Origin of the sequence: [Actinomadura] parvosata subsp. kistnae, assembly GCF_900323885.1 — a bacterium.
Taxonomy (GTDB): Bacteria; Actinomycetota; Actinomycetes; order Streptosporangiales; family Streptosporangiaceae; genus Nonomuraea; species Nonomuraea composti.
The window spans coordinates 1023250-1041811 of sequence record NZ_OOHJ01000022.1 but is presented as its reverse complement, the minus strand read 5'-3'; the positions used below and the strand labels follow the sequence as shown (position 1 = coordinate 1041811).

The window sequence follows — 18562 nt, the reverse complement described above, 5'->3', positions numbered from 1 at the left end:
GGATACTCCATACGGTATACCGTCTACAAAGGAGGCTCGAATGGACCTGTACGAGTACCAGGCAAAGGAGCTCTTCGGGCGTCACGGGATCCCGGTTCCGGCGGGCCGGACCGCGGCCACACCGGCCGAGGCCCGCGAGATCGCGGCCGGGCTGGGCGCGCCCGTAGTCATCAAGGCCCAGGTGAAGACCGGCGGGCGGGGCAAGGCAGGCGGGATCAGACCGGCGGCGGGGCCGGTCGCGGCCGAGGCGGAGGCCGATCGCGTCATCGGAATGGACATCAAGGGGCACATCGCGCGCCGCGTGCTGGTGGAGGCCGCGACCGTGCCGTTCGAGGAGTACTACGCGGCCTTCCTGGTGGACCGCGCCGAGGGCGGGTTCCTGGCGATGGTGTCGAGCCAGGGCGGCATGGAGATCGAGGAGCTGGCGGCCACCGACCCCGACGCCCTCGTGAAGCTGCCGATCGACCCCGTGACGGGCGTGGACGCCGACACCGCCAAGCTGCTGGCGGCAAAGGCGGGCCTGCCCGAGCAGGCCGCCCCGGTGCTGGAGAAACTGTGGCGGGTGCTCGTCGCGGAGGACGCCCTGCTCGTCGAGGTGAACCCGCTGATCTGCACCACCGACCAGCGGATCGTGGCGCTCGACGGCAAGGTCACCCTCGACGACAACGCCGCCTTCCGCCACGGCTGGGACGACTACGGCGAGCGTACGGACAGCTTGGAAGACCGCGCCCGGGCCAAGGGGCTCAACTACGTCAAGCTGGACGGCACCGTGGGCGTGATCGGCAACGGCGCCGGGCTGGTGATGAGCACGCTCGACGTGGTGGCGGGAGCCGGCGCCGGCCCGGCGAACTTCCTCGACATCGGCGGCGGCGCCTCCGCCCAGGTGATGGCCGACGGGCTGGAGATCATCCTGGCCGACCCCGACGTGCGCTCGGTGCTGGTCAACGTCTTCGGCGGCATCACGGCCTGCGACGCGGTCGCCAACGGCATCGTGACCGCGCTGGAGCTCCTCGGCGAGCGCGGCCACCGCAGGCCCATCGTCGTCCGGCTGGACGGCAACAACGCCGAGGTGGGCCGGCGCATCCTGAGCGACGCCCGCCACCCGGCGGTCCGCCAGGTAGCGACCATGGACGGCGCCGCCGAGATGGCGGCCAGACTCGCGGCAGGTGCGTAGATGGCGATCTTTCTGACCAAGGACAGCCGGGTACTCGTCCAGGGCATGACGGGTGCGGAGGGCACCCGCCACACGGCCCGCATGCTCGCCGCCGGCACGGACATCGTGGCCGGGGTGACGCCGGGCAAGGGCGGCCGCTGCGTGGACTTCGGTGAGCGCGAGGTGCCGGTGTTCGGCTCGGTGGCCGAGGCGGTGTCGGAGACGGGCGCCGACGTGTCGGTGATCTTCGTGCCGCCGCGCTTCACCGCCGCCGCCGTGGAGGAGGCCGTGCAGGCGGAGGTGCCGCTCTGCGTGGTGATCACGGAGGGCGTGCCGGTGCACGACGCCGTGCGCTTCCGCGCCCTGGCGAACGGCCGGACCAGGATCATCGGGCCGAACTGCCCCGGCCTGATCAGCCCCGGCCAGTCCTCGGCCGGCATCATCCCCGCCGACATCACCTCCGCGGGCCGCATCGGGCTGGTCTCCAAGTCGGGCACGCTGACCTACCAGCTCATGTACGAGCTGCGCGACCTCGGCTTCTCCACCGCCGTCGGGATCGGCGGCGACCCGGTCATCGGCACGACGCACATCGACTGCCTGCGCGCGTTCCAGGACGACCCGGGCACCGACGCGATCGTGATGATCGGCGAGATCGGCGGCGACGCCGAGGAGCGGGCCGCCGCCTACATCGCCGCGAACGTCACCAAACCGGTCGTGGCCTACGTGGCGGGCTTCACCGCGCCGGAAGGCAAGACGATGGGGCACGCGGGCGCGATCGTGTCCGGCTCGTCCGGCACCGCGCAGGCCAAGAAGGAGGCGCTGGAGGCGGTCGGCGTCCGCGTGGGCAGGACGCCGTCCGAGACCGCCCGCCTGATGCGCTCGGTCCTGTCGAGGGCGGCGACATGAGGACGGGCGCCCTGAGGTTCGACGTGAACCTGTCGATCCTCTTCACCGGCCTGCCGCTGCTGGAGCGGCCGGCCGCGGCGGCCAAGTGCGGGTTCGACGCGGTGGAGCTGTGGTGGCCGTTCGACTCGCCCGACCCCGGCGGCGCGGCGCTCGCGGAGCTGCGCCAGGCCGTCGAGGACGCCGGGGTGCGCCTGGTCGGCCTCAACTTCGACGCCGGCGACATGGCGGCGGGCGAGCGCGGCCTGCTCGCCCGGCCCGAGGGATCGGCCCGCTTCCAGGCCAACATCGACGTCGCCGTCCAGCTCGCCGGCGAGCTCGGCTGCCCCGTGCTGAACGCCCTGTACGGCAACGGCCCCGGCACCGACAGGGAGCTGGCCGTGGCGAACCTGCGCAGGGCCGCCGACGCGGCGAGGACCATCGGCGCGACCGTCGTCGTCGAGGCGCTCAACTCCCACGAGAACCCGCTCTACCCGATCACCTCGGCGGGCGCCGCGTTCGACCTCATCGACCAGGTGGACCGGGACAACGTGGCCTTCCTCGCCGACCTCTACCACCTGCACCGGATGGGCGAGAACGTGCTGGCGCTCATCGACCGGCACGCGGGCCGGTTCGGGCACGTGCAGATCGCCGACGATCCCGGCAGGGGGCGGCCGGGGAGCGGCGGGATGCCGTACGAGGAGATCTTCGCGCGCCTGGAGGCGGCGGGTTACCGCGGGCACGTCGGCCTGGAGTACCGGCACGAGGGGCCGGGCGCGTTCGACTGGAGGCAGGGATGATCGGCGGGTTCGCCGGCTGGAGGCAGGGATGAACATCGGGTTCGTGGGCTTGGGGATCATGGGCAGCCCGATGGCCGCCAACCTCCTCAAAGCCGGATATGTCGTGACCGGTTATGACGTGAGCGCCGAGCGCCTGGAACAGCTCACCGCCCTCGGCGGCAAGGCCGCCACCGGCGTCGTGGACGCGGTCGCCGGCGCCGACGTCGTGATCACGATGCTGCCCGACTCGCCGCAGGTGGAGGAGGTCGCGCCGCTCGTCATCGAGTACGGCAAGCCGAACCTGCTCTACATCGACATGAGCACGATCAAACCGGAGACCTCCCGGTGGGTCGCCCGGCAGGCCGCGGCGGTCGGCGTACGGGCCCTGGACGCCCCCGTGAGCGGCGGCGAGCGCGGCGCGATCGACGGCACCCTGTCGATCATGGTCGGCGGCGCGCCGGAGGACGTCGAGGCGGCCAGGCCTGTCCTGGACCGCCTCGGCGTCACCGTCGTGCACGTCGGCCCGGCCGGCGCGGGCCAGACCGTCAAGGCCGCCAACCAGCTCGTCGTCGGCGGCATCTACGGGCTCGTCTCGGAGGCGATCGTGCTGCTGGAGGCGTCCGGCGTGGACCCGGCGCCGGGCCTGGACGTGCTGGCCGGCGGCCTGGCCGGCTCCCGGATCCTGGAGCTCAAGCGGCACACCATGGTCAAGCGGGAGTTCGCCCCCGGCTTCCGCATCGACCTGCACCACAAGGACATGGGCATCGCCCTGGCCGCCGCCCGGGAGGCGGGCGTCAGCCTGCCGCTCACCGGGCAGGTCGCCCAGCTCGTGGCCGCGGCCAGGGCGCAGGGCCACGGCGCGCTCGACCACTCCGCCCTGCTGAAGGTGATCGAAAGGCTGAACGCGTGAACAAGGTTCCCTGTATGGAGGCCGTGGTCAAGGTGCTGGAGTCGGAGGGCGTGGACACCGTCTTCGGCATCCCCGGCGCCGCGATCCTGCCCCTCTACGCCGCGCTGCGGAACAGCTCGATCCGGCACATCACCGTCCGCCACGAGGAGGGCGGCACCCACGCGGCCGACGGATGGGCCAGGGTCACCGGGAACGTCGGCGTCTGCATCGGCACCAGCGGCCCCGCCGGCACCAACATGATCACCGGCCTCTACACCGCGCTGGCCGACTCGATCCCCATGATCTGCGTCACCGGCCAGGCCGTGACCTCCAAGCTGCACCAGGAGGCGTTCCAGGCGGTCGACATCGTGGAGATCGCCAAGCCGGTCACCAAGTGGGCGGTGCAGCTCAAGGAGCCCGCGCAGGCGCCGTGGGTGTTCCGTGAGGCGTTCAGGATCGCCCGCTCGGGACGGCCCGGCCCCGTGCTCATCGACCTGCCGCTCGACGTGGCCCGCGGCTCCTGCCGCTACGACCCTGACCTCGACGCGCCGCTGCCCGTCGAGGTGCCGAAGCCGCTGCCCAAGGCCGTGCGCGCGGCCATGGACCTGCTGGAGGAGGCGCGCCGGCCGATCATCCTGGCCGGCGGCGGCGTGATCATCGGCGACGCGACCGGCGAGCTGCGGGCGCTGGCCGAGCACCTCCAGGTCCCGGTGCAGGTGACGCTCATGGGCAAGGGCGCCTTCCCCGAGGACCACCCGCTGTTCGCCGGGATGGCGGGCACGCAGACGCAGACGCGGTGGGGCAACGCCGCGTTCCTGGAGAGCGACCTGGTGCTCGCCGTGGGCGCCCGCTTCGGCGACCGGCACACCGGCGACCTCGACGTCTACCGGCGTGGCCGCACGTTCGTGCACGTGGACATCGACCCCCTGCAGATCGGCCGGGTCTTCGAGCCCGACCTGGGCGTGCTCGGGCACGCCCGCCCCGTGCTGGCCGAGCTGCGCGACGAGGCCCGCCGCCGCGGCGGGCCGCGGGAGCCCGGCAAATGGCCGCGCCGGGTCGCCGAGCTGCGCGGCACCATGGGCCGCCGCGACGACTTCGACGACGTGCCGATCAAGCCGCCCAGGGTGTTCCGGGAGATCAACGAGTACTTCCCGCGCGACACCACGTTCGTCACCGCCATCGGGCTCTACCAGATCTGGTCCGGCCAGTTCCAGACCACCTACCTGCCGCGCCGCTACCTCGTCTGCGGGCAGGCGGGGCCGCTGGGCTGGGAGGTGCCGGCCGCCATGGGGGTCAAGCTCGCCCACCCCGAGCGGCAGGTCGTGGCCGTGGTCGGCGACTACTCCTTCCAGTTCCTGATGGAGGAGGTGGCCGTCGCCGCCCAGTACCGCGTCCCGTTCGTCATCGTCATGATCAACAACGAGTACCTGGGGCTGATCAGGCAGGCGGAGCTCCCGTACGGCATGAACTACGCCGTCGACCTGCACTACGGGGAGGGCGGCATCGACCATGTCAAGGCCATGGAGGCGTTCGGCTGCCCGGCGCGGCGGGTGGAGCTGCCCGGCGACATCCGCGACGCGCTGGCCTGGGCCAGCGCGGAGGCGGCCAGCAAGAGGCTGCCGGTGCTCGTGGAGGTGATGGTCGAGCGCGAGGCGAACGCCGCCATGGGCCCCTCGCTGGAGGCCGTCAAGGAGTTCGAGCCGCTGCCCGAGCTCATCACCGCCGACTGGTCCGACTGAGATCCGACCCGGATGCGACCGCGATCTGATCGAGTCCGACTAGATGCGACTGAGGAGGATGGACATGCGGCTCAAGCCCGGCACGTCCTGGCAGGACGCCTACGAGCGCTGCTGTTCCGCGGCCCCTGAAGCCTTCCACGACGACCGCGTGCTGAACCACTGGGGCGGCATCTGGCACCGCGACGGCCGGCCGGTGCCCGGATTCTCGCCGCTCGACGGCACCGCCATCGCCGGCCTGCCCAGGCTCGACCGGGCCGGCGCCGGACGCGCGGTGGCCGGCGCGGTCGAGGAGCACCAGCGCTGGCGCCACCTGCCGCTCGCCGAACGCAAGGCCATGGTGGCCGCGGCCGTGGAAGCCATGGCCGCGCACCGCGACCTGCTGGCCCTGCTGCTCGTCTGGGAGATCGGCAAGCCGTGGAAGACGGCCTGCGCGGACGTGGACCGCTGCCTGGACGGCGTGCGCTGGTACATCGACGAGATCGACCGCATGGTGGACGGCCGCACGCCGCTGCCAGGGCCGGTCAGCAACATCGCGAGCTGGAACTACCCGATGAGCGTGCTCATGCACGCCATGCTCGTGCAGGCGCTGGCCGGCAATGCGGTCATCGCCAAGACGCCCACCGACGGCGGCCTGTGCTGCCTCACCCTCGCCTGCGCGCTCGCCGTCCGGGAAGGGCTGCCGTTCACGCTGGTCAGCGGGGGAGGGGCGGAGCTGTCGCCGGTGCTCGTCGGCTCCGGCTCGCTCGGCTGCGTGTCGTTCGTCGGCGGCCGGGACGCCGGAGGGAAGGTGGCCACCTCGCTGGCCGACCTCGGCCGGCGCCACGTCCTGGAGCAGGAGGGCCTCAACTGCTGGGGCGTCTGGGAGTACGGCGACTGGGACCTGCTCGCCCGCCAGCTCCGGGGCTCCTTCGACTACGCCAAGCAGCGCTGCACCGCCTACCCGCGCTTCGTCGTGCAGCGCGCCCTCTTCCACGACTTCCTGGCCGCCTACCTGGAGGCCGTCGGCTCCCTGCGCTTCGGCCACCCCCTGGCCGTGGCCGACCCCGACGACCCCCTGCCCGCACTCGACTTCGGCCCGCTCATCAACGCCTCCAAGGCCAAGGAACTGGCCGACCAGGTGGACGAGGCCATCACGAGGGGCGGCGTGCCGATCCACCGCGCGTCCCTCGACTCCGGGCACTTCCTGCCCGGCCAGGACACCTCCGCCTACTTCGCCCCCACGGCCCTGCTCAACCCGCCGCCGTCCTCCCCCCTCCACCACGCGGAGCCCTTCGGCCCCGTGGACACGATCGTCCTGGTGGACACGGAGGCGGAGCTGCTGGCCGCCATGAACGCCAGCAACGGCGCCCTGGTGGCCACGCTGTCGTGCGAGTCGGAGGAGACCTTCGCCCGCCTCGCCCCCGAGGTGCGCGCCTTCAAGGTCGGCCACAACCGGCCCCGCTCCCGCGGGGACCGCGAGGAGCTGTTCGGCGGGCTCGGCGCGTCGTGGCGCGGCGCGTTCGTCGGCGGCGACCTGCTCGTCCGCGCCGCCACCACCGGCCAGGACGGCGAACGCCTCCCGGGCAACTTCCCCAGCTACACGCTTCTGCCCTAGAACGCCCCGAAGCGGGTCGCCACCAGCAGCACCAGAAAGGTCAGCATGGCGACCCGCAACACCTTCCCGCCCACCCCCAGGGACGGCCACGACAGGTAGGCCAGCCACCCCACGAAGGCGAGCACCGGCAACACCGCCACGCCCCCCAGCGGATTGGCCACGGCGAACCCCACCAGCAGCAGGATCACCAGCAACGCCGGCGCCACCCACCGGGGCACCTGCGTGAACAGGAACGTCATCGGCACCGCGCTGCGCCGCTCGACCGCCTTGCGCAGACCGGTCGCGCCCGGCGTGAAGAACTGCTCGCCCTGGGGCTGCCTGCCGCCCTGGGGCCGCTTGTTGTCAGGGGCCACGCCCCAGAGCCTACGGGAATCGGGCGTACCGCTGTCGCCGCTCCGCACCCTGGCGGCCCTCCTGCACCTTTAGGCTGGTCGGGTGCTCGCCGTGATCCGATACACCGTTCCAGAGTCCCAGTCTCAAGACTTCGTCAAGCAGGGCCACGCCATCCTCGACACGTTCGCCGGCCAGCCCGGCTACCAGCGGGGCCGGCTGGCCCGCTCGGTCGACGAGCCCAATCTGTGGGCGCTGGTCACGGAATGGGAGGGTGCGGGCTTCTACCGCAGGGCGCTGTCGGCCGCCCGGATGGTGATGTATCCGCTGATGATCCTGATGCTGAACGAGCCCAGTGCGTTCGAGGACGTCTACACCCGCGACGAGGCGTAGCATTACTCGCGCGCGAGAGCGGGTGCCTGTCCCCTAAGCTGGGATCTCACCAATTTCCCTCGCCGACCTCCAGCCGGAAAGAGAACCAACCAAAATGGCACGACGCACCGACGTCATGGACACCATCGTCAGCCTCGCCAAGCGCCGCGGGCTCGTCTACCCGTCGAGCGAGATCTACGGCGGACTGCGCGCGTCGTGGGACTACGGTCCACTGGGCGTCGAGCTGAAGAACAACGTCAAGCGGCAGTGGTGGCTGTCGATGGTCCAGTCGCGCGACGACGTGGTGGGCCTCGACTCCTGCGTCATCCTGGCGCCCGAGGTCTGGCGGGCCAGCGGCCACGTCGAGACGTTCACCGACCCGCTGACCGAATGCCTCTCCTGCCACAAGCGCTTCCGCGCCGATCACCTGATCGAGGCGTACGAAGAGAAGAACGCCAAGTCGCCCGAGGGCGGCCTGACCGACATCACCTGCCCCAACTGCGGCAACAAGGGCACCTTCACCGAGCCCCGGCAGTTCAGCGGCCTGCTCAAGACCTACCTCGGCCCCGTCGAGGACGAGTCGGGCCTGGCCTACCTGCGGCCCGAGACCGCGCAGGGCATCTTCATCAACTACCTCAACGTGCAGCAGTCGGCGCGCAAGAAGATCCCGTTCGGCATCGGCCAGCAGGGCAAGTCGTTCCGCAACGAGATCACGCCCGGCAACTTCATCTTCCGCACCCGCGAGTTCGAGCAGATGGAGATGGAGTTCTTCGTCAAGCCCGGCACCGACGAGGAGTGGCACCAGTACTGGATCGACGAGCGCTTCCGCTGGTACTCCGACCTGGGCATCAACAAGGACAACCTGCGCCTGTACGAGCACCCGAAGGACAAACTGTCCCACTACTCCAAGCGCACGGTCGACATCGAGTACCGCTTCAACTTCGCCGGCTCCGAGTGGGGTGAGCTCGAAGGCATCGCCAACCGCACCGACTTCGACCTGACCTCCCACTCCAAGGCGTCGGGCGTCGACCTGAGCTTCTTCGAGCAGGAGAGCGGCGAGCGTTACGTCCCCTACGTCATCGAGCCGGCGGCCGGCGTCGACCGGGCCACGCTGACGTTCCTGCTCGACGCGTACACCGAGGACGAGGCGCCCAACGCCAAGGGCGTCATGGAGAAGCGCACGGTGATGCGGCTCGACCACCGGCTCGCCCCGGTCAAGGCCGCGGTGCTGCCGCTCTCGCGCAACGCCGACCTGTCGCCGAAGGCCCGCGACCTGGCCGCGCAGCTGCGCCGCCGGTGGAACGTCGAGTTCGACGACGCGGGCGCGATCGGCCGCCGCTACCGGCGCCAGGACGAGATCGGCACGCCGTTCTGCATCACGGTCGACTTCGACACCCTTGAGGACCAGGCGGTGACGATCCGCGAGCGCGACACGATGGCCCAGGAGCGCATCTCCATCGACGCCGTCGAGTCCTACCTGCGCCAGCATCTGAACGACTGACGCGTTTTGTGCAGGCGGGCCGCTCCTCACGGGGAGCGGCCCGCTCTCGCTTTCAGGCCTGTTGTTGCTTTCGGGCTCGTTCTCGCTTTCAGGCCCGTTGTCGCTTGCCGCCTGTTGTCGCTTGCGGGCCTGTTCTCGCTTTCAGGCCCGTTCTCGGTGCAGGGCCCGTCTTCTGACCCGAAAATCGGGTGAGTCAGGGGCAGGCGACAGCGAAGCCCGAGGTGTGGGATCGGGCTTGGACTGTGGCCGGGGCTGACTTAGGTGGAGTAGTCGGGGCCGATAGCGGTGATCTTGCCGTCTTCGATGGTGATCTTTTGGCCGGTCAGTGCCTCGAGGTGACGGGCCAGTTGCCGGGTCTTCCGGTCGGTGTTGATGCGGCTGTCGTAGTGGTCTGGCCCCAGGTCCTGGTAGTGGGCCTCGGGGTCGGATAACAGGTGCCAGATGATGATCAGTACCGAGTGGGCGGTGGCGACCAGGGCTCTCTTGGCGCCGCGGCGGCGGGCGAGGCGACGGTAGCGGGCGCCGAGGAAGGTGGGGGTGCGCCGGGCGCTGCTGGCGATCTCGCCGAGGGCGGCGCCCAGCCAGGGATTTCCTTTGCCGGTCGCCCCGCCGCGGGGTTGCTTGCCTCCGGATTGGGTGGTCTGTGGGCAGAACCTGGCCCAGGACACCAGGTGGCTGGCGGTGGCGAAGCGGCTCATGTCCACTCCGATCTCGGCGACGATGTCCTGGGCCGCGATCGGTCCGATGCCGGTGACCTCGTCCAACTGCTCCACCTGTGGCTGGTAGGGGGCGATGGCCTGCTCGATCTGGCGGGTGAGCGCGTCGATTTGGACGGAGAGCCGGTCGATGTTGTCCAGCATCATCCGGCAGATGAAGGCGTGATGGTCGCTGAAATGACCCCGCAGCGCCTCGATCAGCACGTCCTTCTTGCCGCGCATGCTGCCTCGGGCCAGCTGAGCCAGCTCGCGCGGGTTGCGCTGGCCGGCGATCATGGCCTCCAGCATTGCCCGGCCGGAGGCGCCGTGGATGTCGCTGATCACCGAGCTGAGCTTGACCTGGGCGTCTTCGAGTACTCCCTGGACGCGCTGCTTCTCGCGGGTGCGCTCCTGCGTCAGACTGCGCCGGTAGCGGGTCAGGTCGCGAAGATGCCGGATCGGCTTGGGCGGCACGAAGCTGGGCCGGGCCATCCCGCGTTCGGCCACCTTGGCCAGCCAGATGGCATCCTCGCGGTCGGTCTTGGGCCGACCGGGCAGGTGCTTGACCTGCTTGGCGTTCAGCAGCCAGCACTCGAAGTCGTCTTCCAGGGCGTAGAAGACCGGCTTCCAGTACGTGCCGGTGGCCTCCATCACCACCAGTTGCACCTGTTCGATCCGCAGCCAGTCGCCCAGCGCGAGCAACTCAGCCGTCACCGCCGGGAAGGTACGTACTTCCTGACGCCGATAGCCGACCCTGCTGCCCGGCACCCGTACACAGACTTTGACCTCGCTCTTGGCGATGTCGATGCCCGCCACCCGCTCGAACAACCGCTCGTGCTCTTCCACCTCGTCCATCCGCGCTCGCCTCCCGCGCACTTTGGTTCGACCTCAAGATGGCCGCCCGCGGGAGTTCACGGGGAAGCGGAGAGTCTGACCCGCGTGCTCAAGGCAACAATGCAGGACCCCTGACACGAACTCCCAGCGTCTGACTTTTACACGGGCTCCTGCGGCGCCATGAAACGATCGACGTCGGCGGGCAACCACACCCCGATTTTCACCCCAGCAGGGCAAGCGCGCAGCGCTAGGAAAGACTTTTACGGCACAGCCGCCGGCACCCCACCCGCCGCCGCGCGTCGCCGGCCTTCCAGGGGGACGCTCCGCCGCCTCACCGCCACCTCGCCGTGACGCGCGCAATGCCGGCCGTTCGCGTGGTCATTCGTCGCCGATCGCGGCCTGGTTGAACTTTGACCGGATGTGGCCGCGGTGATTGACAAGCACCCCCGCAAACACGGACATTGCGGGCACATCCCTAGCGGCATTCGGGGGCTTCTTCTCGGAGGCGCGATGAAGCGCACGTTGATCATGTTAGCGAGCACACTCCTCTTACTCGGCTCCTTCGCGATCCCGCCCGCCTCGGCGAAGCCGAAACCGGCGGCGGGCCAGGACGGGGTCTTCGTCTATACCGGCGAGCTCACCGCCGACCAGCTCGCCAAGCTGATGGCCGCCGGCGTGGACCGTGAGGAGATGCGGGTCGTCAAGCGGGCCGACGGCAAGGTGACGATCGAGGTCATCCTCGCCTCGACGCTGGCCGACTCGCTCGCCAAGCAGGGTGTCGCGCTCAAGGCCCAGCGGGCGAGCGCCGCCAAGCTGGCGCAGAAGGGCGACGGGGTCTTCAAGAAGTACGCGGGCGCGGGCGGCATCCGCGAGGAGATCATCGCGGCGGCCAACGCCAAGCCCGGCATCGCCAAGGTCGTCAACATCGGCAACAGCCTCAACGGCACGCCGATCACCGCGATCAAGGTGACAAAGGACGCCAGGAGCCTGCCCGACGGCAGGCGCCCGGCGATGCTCTACATGGCGGCCCAGCACGCCCGCGAGTGGATCACCCCCGAGATGATCCGGCGGCTGCTGCACCACTACCTCGACGGCTACGGGTCCAACGCGGAGCTGACGCAGCTCGTCAACACGACCGAGCTGTGGTTCATGCCGGTCGCCAACCCCGACGGCTACGACTACACCTTCACCCCCGACAACCGCCTGTGGCGCAAGAACCTGCGTGACAACGACGGTGACGGCCAGATCACCGGCAACGACGGCGTCGACCTCAACCGCAACTTCGCCTACAAGTGGCGTTACGACGACGAGGGCTCGTCGAGCCTGTTCTCCAGCCAGACCTACCGGGGCGCGTCCGCGCAGTCGGAGCCGGAGACGGTGGCGTTCGACAACCTGACCAAGCGGGTGAAGTTCAGCTACCTGCTGAACTACCACTCGGCCGCCATGCTGCTCCTGTACGGGATCGGCTGGCAGCAGGCCACCCCGTCCCCGGACGACCTGATCTTCGAGGCGATGCTGGGCGACGACGCGCACCCGGCCGTACCGGGCTACGACCCGGACATCGGCGCCGAGCTCTACACGACCAACGGCGAGACCGACGGCCACATGACGAACCTGCGCGGCGTCATGTCGATCACGCCCGAGATGTCCACCTGTGAGGACGCGGTCCAGCGGGACCCGAACGACGAGTGGACGCTGGACGACTGCACCGGCGGGCTCGGCTTCACCTTCCCCGACAGCGAGGCGCTGATCCAGGACGAGTTCCTGCGCAACGTCCCGCTGGCGGTGGCCGCCGCCAAGACCGTGCACACGCCGGACAAGCCGGTCTCCGTCGTCGGGCGCACCGTGCCCGACTTCCGGCCGGACTCCTTCAGCGTCTCCTACGGCGACCCGCAGCCGGTCGCGGTCATCGCGCGCCGCTCGCTGGGCGCCAAGGCGCTGCGCTACCGCATCAACGGCGGCCCGACCCAGACCAGGTCCGTGAGCGAGTGGAAGGGCGGCGAGCGGTACGGCGGCGAGAACGACCTGTACTTCGCCGAGTACCGGGGCACCGTGAGCGGGGCGAAACCCGGCGACAAGGTGGAGGTCTGGTTCACCGGCTGGAAGGCCGGCACCGGCACCGTGTCCAGCAGCCGCTTCACCTACACCCTGGCCAAGAACTCCAAGGCCAAGGTGCTGGTGCTGGCCAACGAGGACTACACCGGCTTCAACCACGGCTCGACCGGCACCGCGACCGCGCCCAAGTACACCGCCACCTACCAGCAGGCGCTGAAGGCGGCCGGGTACGGCTCCGAGACGTGGGACGTGGACGCCCAGGGCGTGCCGCACCACCTCGGCGTGCTGTCGCACTTCAAGGGCGTCGTGTGGGAGCTGGGCGACAACCGGCTGTCCATGGACCAGCAGGACGTCGTCACCGTGACGCCGCTCGGCGACCTGCCCGACGCCGACGTCAAACGGTCGCAGCAGGACCTGACCATCTCCGTCCGCGACTACCTGAACGAGGGCGGCAAGCTCGTCTACACCGGCGAGACCGCCGCGTACTACGGCATTCTCGACACCATCATCGGTGGCATCTACTACGGCCTCGACGGCGCCCCCGACACCGACTGCGTGGTCACCACCGTCCAGGGCCTGTTCGACGAGTGCCTGCTGCTGGCCGACGACTTCACCCAGTACTACATGGGCGTCGCCGGGCGCATCCCGCGCGCCAACCCCAGCGGCTTCACCGGCGCCGGCCCGCTGGCCGGGGCCAACGGCACGTTCGGCGGCCCCGCGCTGGCGGCCAACCCGCTGAACGAGGCCGGCGTCCTGCAACCCATGGGGACGGACTTCCCGCGCTTCACCGGCACGCCGGCGGCCGACTACCAGCTCGGCACCCCGGGGCCGTTCGACCCGATCGAGGGGCAGTGGTACGTGGCCGGGCCGCACGCCGACGACTCGTACATGCGGCTGACCCGGACGATCAACCTGGGCTCCGTGACGGCGGCGCAGCAGCCGCAGCTGGCCTTCCAGCTCTCCTACGACACCGAGCCCGGCTATGACAACGTCATCGTCGAGGCCCACACCGTCGGGCAGGACGACTGGACCACGCTGCCGGACCTCAACGGCCGCACGGACACGGGCGTCCCGACCGAGTGCGAGGCCGGGTTCCTCCTGGCCGAGCACCCGTGGCTGCTGCACTACCTGACGGCGGGCAACCCCTGCACGGGGACCGGGACCAGCGGGTCCTGGAACCGGTTCACGGGGAACTCGGGCGGCTGGCAGCAGGTGGCCTTCGACCTGTCCGCGTACGCGGGCCGGCAGGTCGAGGTGTCGATCAGCTACGTGACCGACCCCGGCACCGGCGGGGTGGGCGCGTTCGTGGACGACACCCGCCTGCTCGTGGGCGGCACCGCCACCGAGTCCGAGGGCTTCGAGACCGGGCTCGGCGCGTGGGCCATCCCCGGCCCGCCGGCGGGCAGCCCCACCGGCGCCGGCGACTTCGTCCGCGACCAGGCCGACACCACGGCGGGCGTGGCCACGAAGGACACGGTGCTGCTCGGGTTCGGGCTGGAGCAGGTCGGCAGCGCGGCCGAGCGGAGCGCGACCCTGCGCAAGGCGTTGCGTTACCTGATCGGCTGAGCACCGCACATCAGCTGAGCACCGCATCGGCTGAGCACCGCACATCGGCCGAGCACCGCATCGGCTGAGCACCGCACATCGGCCGAGCACCGCATCGGCTGAGCACCGCTGAGGGCGGCCACTCCGTACGGGGTGGCCGCCCTTCTGCGTGCGGGGGCAACCGACCGAAAAATCGTGTAAAGGCGGCGGTTACGCGGGTTTTCGCGGGTTCTTGATGACATGGGTCCCAAGCCGATACGAGGGACGAGGGATTCATGCGTACATCACGTTTCGCTCTTACGTTGCTCGCCGCCGGCGCGCTGCTCATGACCGGCGGCGCCGCCTTCGCCGACCCCGAGCCGACCGCTCTGGAGCTGCGCGTGGTCGTGGACGACTGCCCCCACGGGAGCGTGCGGCCGTGAGCGACCCCGCACTGCTGGAGCGGGCCCTGTTCGAGGTCAAGCGGGTGATCGTCGGCCAGGACCACATGGTCGAGCGGCTGCTCGTGGCGGTGCTCGCCAAGGGCCACTGCCTGCTCGAAGGCGTCCCCGGCATCGCCAAGACGCTGGCCGCCGAGACCACGGCCACGGTCGTCGGGGGCACGTTCGCCCGCGTCCAGTTCACGCCCGACCTGGTGCCCTCCGACATCGTCGGCACCAGGATCTACCGGCCCTCCACGGAGTCGTTCGACGTGGAGCTCGGGCCCGTCATGGTGAACCTGCTGCTCGCCGACGAGATCAACCGGGCGCCCGCGAAGGTGCAGTCGGCGCTGCTGGAGATCATGGCCGAGCGCCAGGTCAGCATCGGCGGCGTCACGTACGAGGTGCCCGCGCCGTTCCTGGTGCTGGCCACCCAGAACCCGATCGAGTCGGAAGGCGTCTACCACCTGCCCGAGGCGCAGCGCGACCGCTTCCTCATGAAGATCGACGTGGGCTATCCCAGCGAGTCGGAGGAGCTGGCGATCGTCTACCGCATGAGCGTGGACCCGCCGGCGCCGGCGCCCGTCCTCGACCCCGAGCGGGTCGTCGCGTTGCAGCGGCGGGCCGAGCAGGTCTTCGTGCACCACGCCGTCGCCGAGTACGCCGTCCGCCTCGTCTACGCCACCCGCGACCCCGAGCGGTACGGGGTGGCGGAGGTCGGGCGGCTGCTGGCGTTCGGCGCCAGCCCCAGGGCCACGCTGGGCCTGCTGGCGGCCGGCCGGGCGCTGGCGCTGCTGCGGGGGCGCGACTACGTGCTGCCGGAGGACGTACGGGACCTGGCGCACGACGTCATGGCGCACCGGCTCGTGCTCTCCTTCGACGCGCTGGCCGACGGGGTGCAGCCGCGCCAGATCGTCGACCGGGTGCTGGCCGCGGTGCCGCTGCCGGTCATCGCGCCCAGCCAGGAGGCGCAGCCGTACGACGAGGGCCGGCGACAGGACCAGGTGGCATGAAGCCGTACCTGATCGCCGAGCCCGCGCTGCGCAGGCTCGAACTGACCATCACCAGGAGGCTCGATGGACTGCTCCAGGGTGAACACCTCGGCCTGGTGCCAGGTCCGGGGAGCGAGCCGGCGGAGTCGCGGCCGTACCGGGTGGGCGACGACGTGCGGCGGATGGACTGGAACGTCACCGCCCGTACGAACGAGCCGCACGTCCGCGACCTGGTCGCGGACCGGGAGCTGGAGGTCTGGGCGCTGCTCGACGCCACCGCCAGCATGGATTTCGGAACGGCGGCGATGGAGAAGCGGGAGCTGGCGCTGGCGGCCCTGGCCGCGGTCGGCTTCCTCACCCAGCGCACCGGCAACCGCATCGGCACCCACCTGCTGCACGGCGGCGGCGTCAGGACGCTGCCCGCCAGGACGGGCCGGCCGCACCTGATGGCGCTGCTGCAGGCGGCGTTCGCGCTGCCGCGCACCCCGCCGGGGGTGGCCGAGCCGCTGCTGGGCGTGGCGGCCGAGCAGCTCGGCCGGGTGGTGCGCCGCCGCGGCCTGGTCGTGGTCGTGTCGGACTTCCTCGACACCCCGGAGACCTGGGAGCCGCCGCTGCGCCGGCTCACCGCCCGGCACCAGGTGCTGGCCGTGGAGGTGCTGGACCCGCGCGAGCTGACGCTGCCGGACGTCGGCATCCTCACGCTGATCGACCCGGAGACGGGACGGCGGCGCGAGGTCGCCACCGGCAACGCCCGGCTGCGCCGCCGCTACGCCGAGGCCGCGGCCGGGCAGCGCGACGCCATCACCGGGGCGCTGCGCCGGGCCGGGGCGGGCCACCTGCGGCTGCGTACGGACCGGGACTGGGTGCGCGACCTGGTCCAGCACGTCATGCGCCGGCGCCGCCTGGCGGCACTGGCACCCGGGCACCGGGCGCCCGGGCACCAGGCACCCGGGCATGGGGCTCCCGTGACAGGGGGAGGAGGTGACGTGGCGTGACGCTTCTCGCGCCCGTCTGGCTGCTGCTGCTCATTCCCGTCGCGCTGCTCGCGCTCACCTACGTGATCATGGCGGTGCGCAGCAGGACCGCGTACGCCGTCCGCTTCACCAACCTCGACCTGCTCGACAAGGTGGCGCCCCGGCGGCCCGGCTGGCGCCGGCACGTGCCCGCGGCGGCGCTGCTGCTCATGTTCGCCCTGCTCGTGGTGGGCTTCGCGCGGCCGACGGCCGAGGTGCGGGTGCCACGGGAACGGGCGACGATCATGGTGGCGTTCGACGTGTCGGCCTCCATGGGCGCCACCGACGTCGCGCCCAACCGGTTCGAGGCGGCCAAGCAGGCGGCCAGGCAGTTCGTCGAGGGGCTGCCCGAGCGGTTCAACCTGGGGCTCGTGTCGTTCTCGTCCGCGGCGTCCGTCGCCGTGCCGCCCACCACGGACCGGCCCGCGGTGCTCGCCGCGCTCGACCGGCTCAGCATGGACTCGGGCACGGCCATCGGCGAGGCCGTGTTCTCCTCGCTGGAGGCCATCGCCGCGCTCGACGCGGAGGAGGAGCGGCCGCCCGCGCACATCGTGCTGCTGTCCGACGGCTCCAGCACCACCGGCCGCACGGTGAGCGCCGCGGCGGCCGAGGCGTCCGCGCGGGGCGTCCCCGTCACCACCATCGCCTACGGCACGCCCGGCGGCACCATCAGCCTGTCGGGCCGGGACGTCCCCGTTCCGGTGGACGGGCCGGCGCTGCGCGACCTGGCCGAGTCGGCGGGCGGCGGCTTCTACGAGGCGGCCAGCGGCGACGAGTTGCAGGCGGTCTACGAGGACATCGGCACGTCCGTCGGCTACCGCACCGAACGGCAGGAGGTCTGGCAGTGGTTCGTGGGGGCGGGGCTGATCCTCGCGTTGATCGCGGCGGTGACGTCGATGGTGTGGTTCTCGAGGCTGCCGTGAGGGGGCTGGGCGCCCCGCGCGGGCCCGCCTTCCTGACCCCGCCGATCAACGTGACCCAAGCCGGCGGCGGGGGCGCCGTACCGAAGACCGCCGTGCCGCCGCCGCCCAGGGGTGGTCGGATCCTGGCGGCCGCCGCGCTCGTCGCGGCGCTCACCGGGGCGGCGGCGGGCACGGCGGGCGCGGTGGGGCCCGGCTCCTCGGAGGGCCCGAGCCGGCCCCCGCCGCCGCCCTGCCGAGGGTGGCTCCCGCGCCGTCCGCGAGCCTGACCGGGCTGAGCGCGACGGCGGCCCGCGTGCTGCCCAGCGTGGTCTCGGTGGAGACGCGCAGCGCGGGCGGCTCCGGATTCGTGGTGGACGGCAGCGGCCACATCCTCACCAACGCCCACGTCGTCCGCGGCAGCGGCACGGTCACCGTGGTCCTGCACGACGGCAGCCGGCTGACCGCCCGCGTGGCCGGCGCCGACGACGACGAGGACCTGGCGGTGCTGGAGGTGGACCACCCGGGCGAGCTCACCCCGGCGACGCTCGGCCGCTCCTCCGAGCTGTCCGTCGGCGACCAGGTGCTGGCCATCGGCTCGCCGCTGGGCCTGTCCGGCACGGTCACCTCGGGCATCGTCAGCGCCCTCGACAGGGAGGTGCGGCTGGGCGGCTCCCGCCGCACGGCCGTGCAGACCGACGCCTCCATCAACCCCGGCAACTCGGGCGGCCCGCTGGTGAACGCCCGCGGCGAGGTGGTGGGCGTCAACACCGCGATCGCGGCCTCGCGCGGCGGCGGCAACATCGGCATCGGCTTCGCCATCCCCATCGACCGGGCGGCGCCGATCGCGGAACGCATCATCCGAAACTAG

17 protein-coding genes are annotated in these 18562 nt (G+C 71.3%); 15 read left to right on the top strand and 2 right to left on the bottom strand.

Annotation, left to right across the window (positions count from 1 at the left end):
* The first annotated feature begins 40 nt into the window (after positions 1-40).
* Genes sucC through KIS93_RS47430 form a run of 6 tightly spaced genes read left to right on the top strand, consistent with a single transcriptional unit; the run spans position 41 to position 7036 of the window.
* Entirely contained in the window at positions 41-1174 is a 1134-nt protein-coding gene (gene sucC, locus KIS93_RS47455) for an ADP-forming succinate--CoA ligase subunit beta (RefSeq protein WP_080041860.1), read from the top strand.
* Entirely contained in the window at positions 1175-2059 is an 885-nt protein-coding gene (gene sucD / locus KIS93_RS47450) for a succinate--CoA ligase subunit alpha (protein ID WP_080041859.1), read from the top strand.
* On the top strand, positions 2056-2835 hold the full coding sequence (locus KIS93_RS47445) for a hydroxypyruvate isomerase family protein (protein WP_080041858.1): 780 nt from the start codon (positions 2056-2058) through the stop codon (positions 2833-2835). Before sucD ends, KIS93_RS47445 begins: the two co-directional genes overlap by 4 nt.
* A gap of 28 nt (positions 2836-2863) precedes the next feature.
* Entirely contained in the window at positions 2864-3724 is an 861-nt protein-coding gene (locus KIS93_RS47440) for a 2-hydroxy-3-oxopropionate reductase (protein WP_080041857.1), read from the top strand.
* On the top strand, positions 3721-5442 hold the full coding sequence (gene gcl, locus KIS93_RS47435) for a glyoxylate carboligase (RefSeq protein WP_222107910.1): 1722 nt from the start codon (positions 3721-3723) through the stop codon (positions 5440-5442). The genes KIS93_RS47440 and gcl overlap by 4 nt, the downstream gene beginning before the upstream one ends.
* 58 nt (positions 5443-5500) lie before the next feature.
* Entirely contained in the window at positions 5501-7036 is a 1536-nt protein-coding gene (locus KIS93_RS47430; protein WP_080041855.1) for an aldehyde dehydrogenase family protein, read from the top strand.
* On the opposite strand, the gene KIS93_RS47425 is transcribed toward KIS93_RS47430, so the two are convergent.
* Positions 7033-7389 carry a DUF6703 family protein gene (locus KIS93_RS47425; protein ID WP_080041854.1) on the bottom strand — a complete coding sequence of 119 codons (357 nt, stop codon included), beginning with the start codon at positions 7387-7389 and terminating at the stop codon, positions 7033-7035. The genes KIS93_RS47430 and KIS93_RS47425 overlap by 4 nt on opposite strands.
* An 82-nt stretch (positions 7390-7471) precedes the next feature.
* On the opposite strand from KIS93_RS47425, the gene KIS93_RS47420 reads away from it, so the two are divergent.
* Positions 7472-7759 (top strand): antibiotic biosynthesis monooxygenase family protein, encoded by a 288-nt coding sequence (locus tag KIS93_RS47420; RefSeq protein WP_080041853.1) that lies wholly within the window; start codon positions 7472-7474, stop codon positions 7757-7759.
* Between the two features lie 94 nt (positions 7760-7853).
* Positions 7854-9239, top strand: a complete 1386-nt coding sequence (locus KIS93_RS47415; protein ID WP_186404845.1) for a glycine--tRNA ligase — start codon at positions 7854-7856, stop codon at positions 9237-9239.
* Between the two features lie 257 nt (positions 9240-9496).
* On the opposite strand, the gene KIS93_RS47410 is transcribed toward KIS93_RS47415, so the two are convergent.
* Positions 9497-10762 (bottom strand): IS110 family RNA-guided transposase, encoded by a 1266-nt coding sequence (locus tag KIS93_RS47410; RefSeq protein ID WP_222107909.1) that lies wholly within the window; start codon positions 10760-10762, stop codon positions 9497-9499.
* 516 nt (positions 10763-11278) lie between these two features.
* On the opposite strand from KIS93_RS47410, the gene KIS93_RS47405 reads away from it, so the two are divergent.
* The 7 genes from KIS93_RS47405 to KIS93_RS47380 all read left to right on the top strand — a co-directional run bounded on the left by KIS93_RS47405 (position 11279) and on the right by KIS93_RS47380 (position 18562).
* Positions 11279-14389: a M14 family metallopeptidase gene (locus KIS93_RS47405; RefSeq protein ID WP_080041851.1), complete on the top strand. Its 3111-nt coding sequence runs from the start codon at positions 11279-11281 to the stop codon at positions 14387-14389.
* Between the two features lie 254 nt (positions 14390-14643).
* Entirely contained in the window at positions 14644-14790 is a 147-nt protein-coding gene (locus KIS93_RS66410; protein WP_230465484.1) for a hypothetical protein, read from the top strand.
* Complete coding sequence (locus KIS93_RS47400; RefSeq protein WP_230465483.1) at positions 14787-15800, top strand: AAA family ATPase; 1014 nt, start codon at positions 14787-14789, stop codon at positions 15798-15800. Before KIS93_RS66410 ends, KIS93_RS47400 begins: the two co-directional genes overlap by 4 nt.
* Positions 15797-16774, top strand: a complete 978-nt coding sequence (locus tag KIS93_RS47395; RefSeq protein WP_080041849.1) for a DUF58 domain-containing protein — start codon at positions 15797-15799, stop codon at positions 16772-16774. The genes KIS93_RS47400 and KIS93_RS47395 overlap by 4 nt, the downstream gene beginning before the upstream one ends.
* Positions 16771-17715, top strand: coding sequence for a VWA domain-containing protein (locus tag KIS93_RS47390; RefSeq protein WP_080041848.1), 945 nt, complete (start codon positions 16771-16773; stop codon positions 17713-17715). The genes KIS93_RS47395 and KIS93_RS47390 overlap by 4 nt, the downstream gene beginning before the upstream one ends.
* Positions 17712-17981, top strand: coding sequence for a hypothetical protein (locus tag KIS93_RS47385; RefSeq protein WP_186404844.1), 270 nt, complete (start codon positions 17712-17714; stop codon positions 17979-17981). The genes KIS93_RS47390 and KIS93_RS47385 overlap by 4 nt, the downstream gene beginning before the upstream one ends.
* Positions 17954-18562: a S1C family serine protease gene (locus tag KIS93_RS47380; protein ID WP_246005472.1), complete on the top strand. Its 609-nt coding sequence runs from the start codon at positions 17954-17956 to the stop codon at positions 18560-18562. Before KIS93_RS47385 ends, KIS93_RS47380 begins: the two co-directional genes overlap by 28 nt.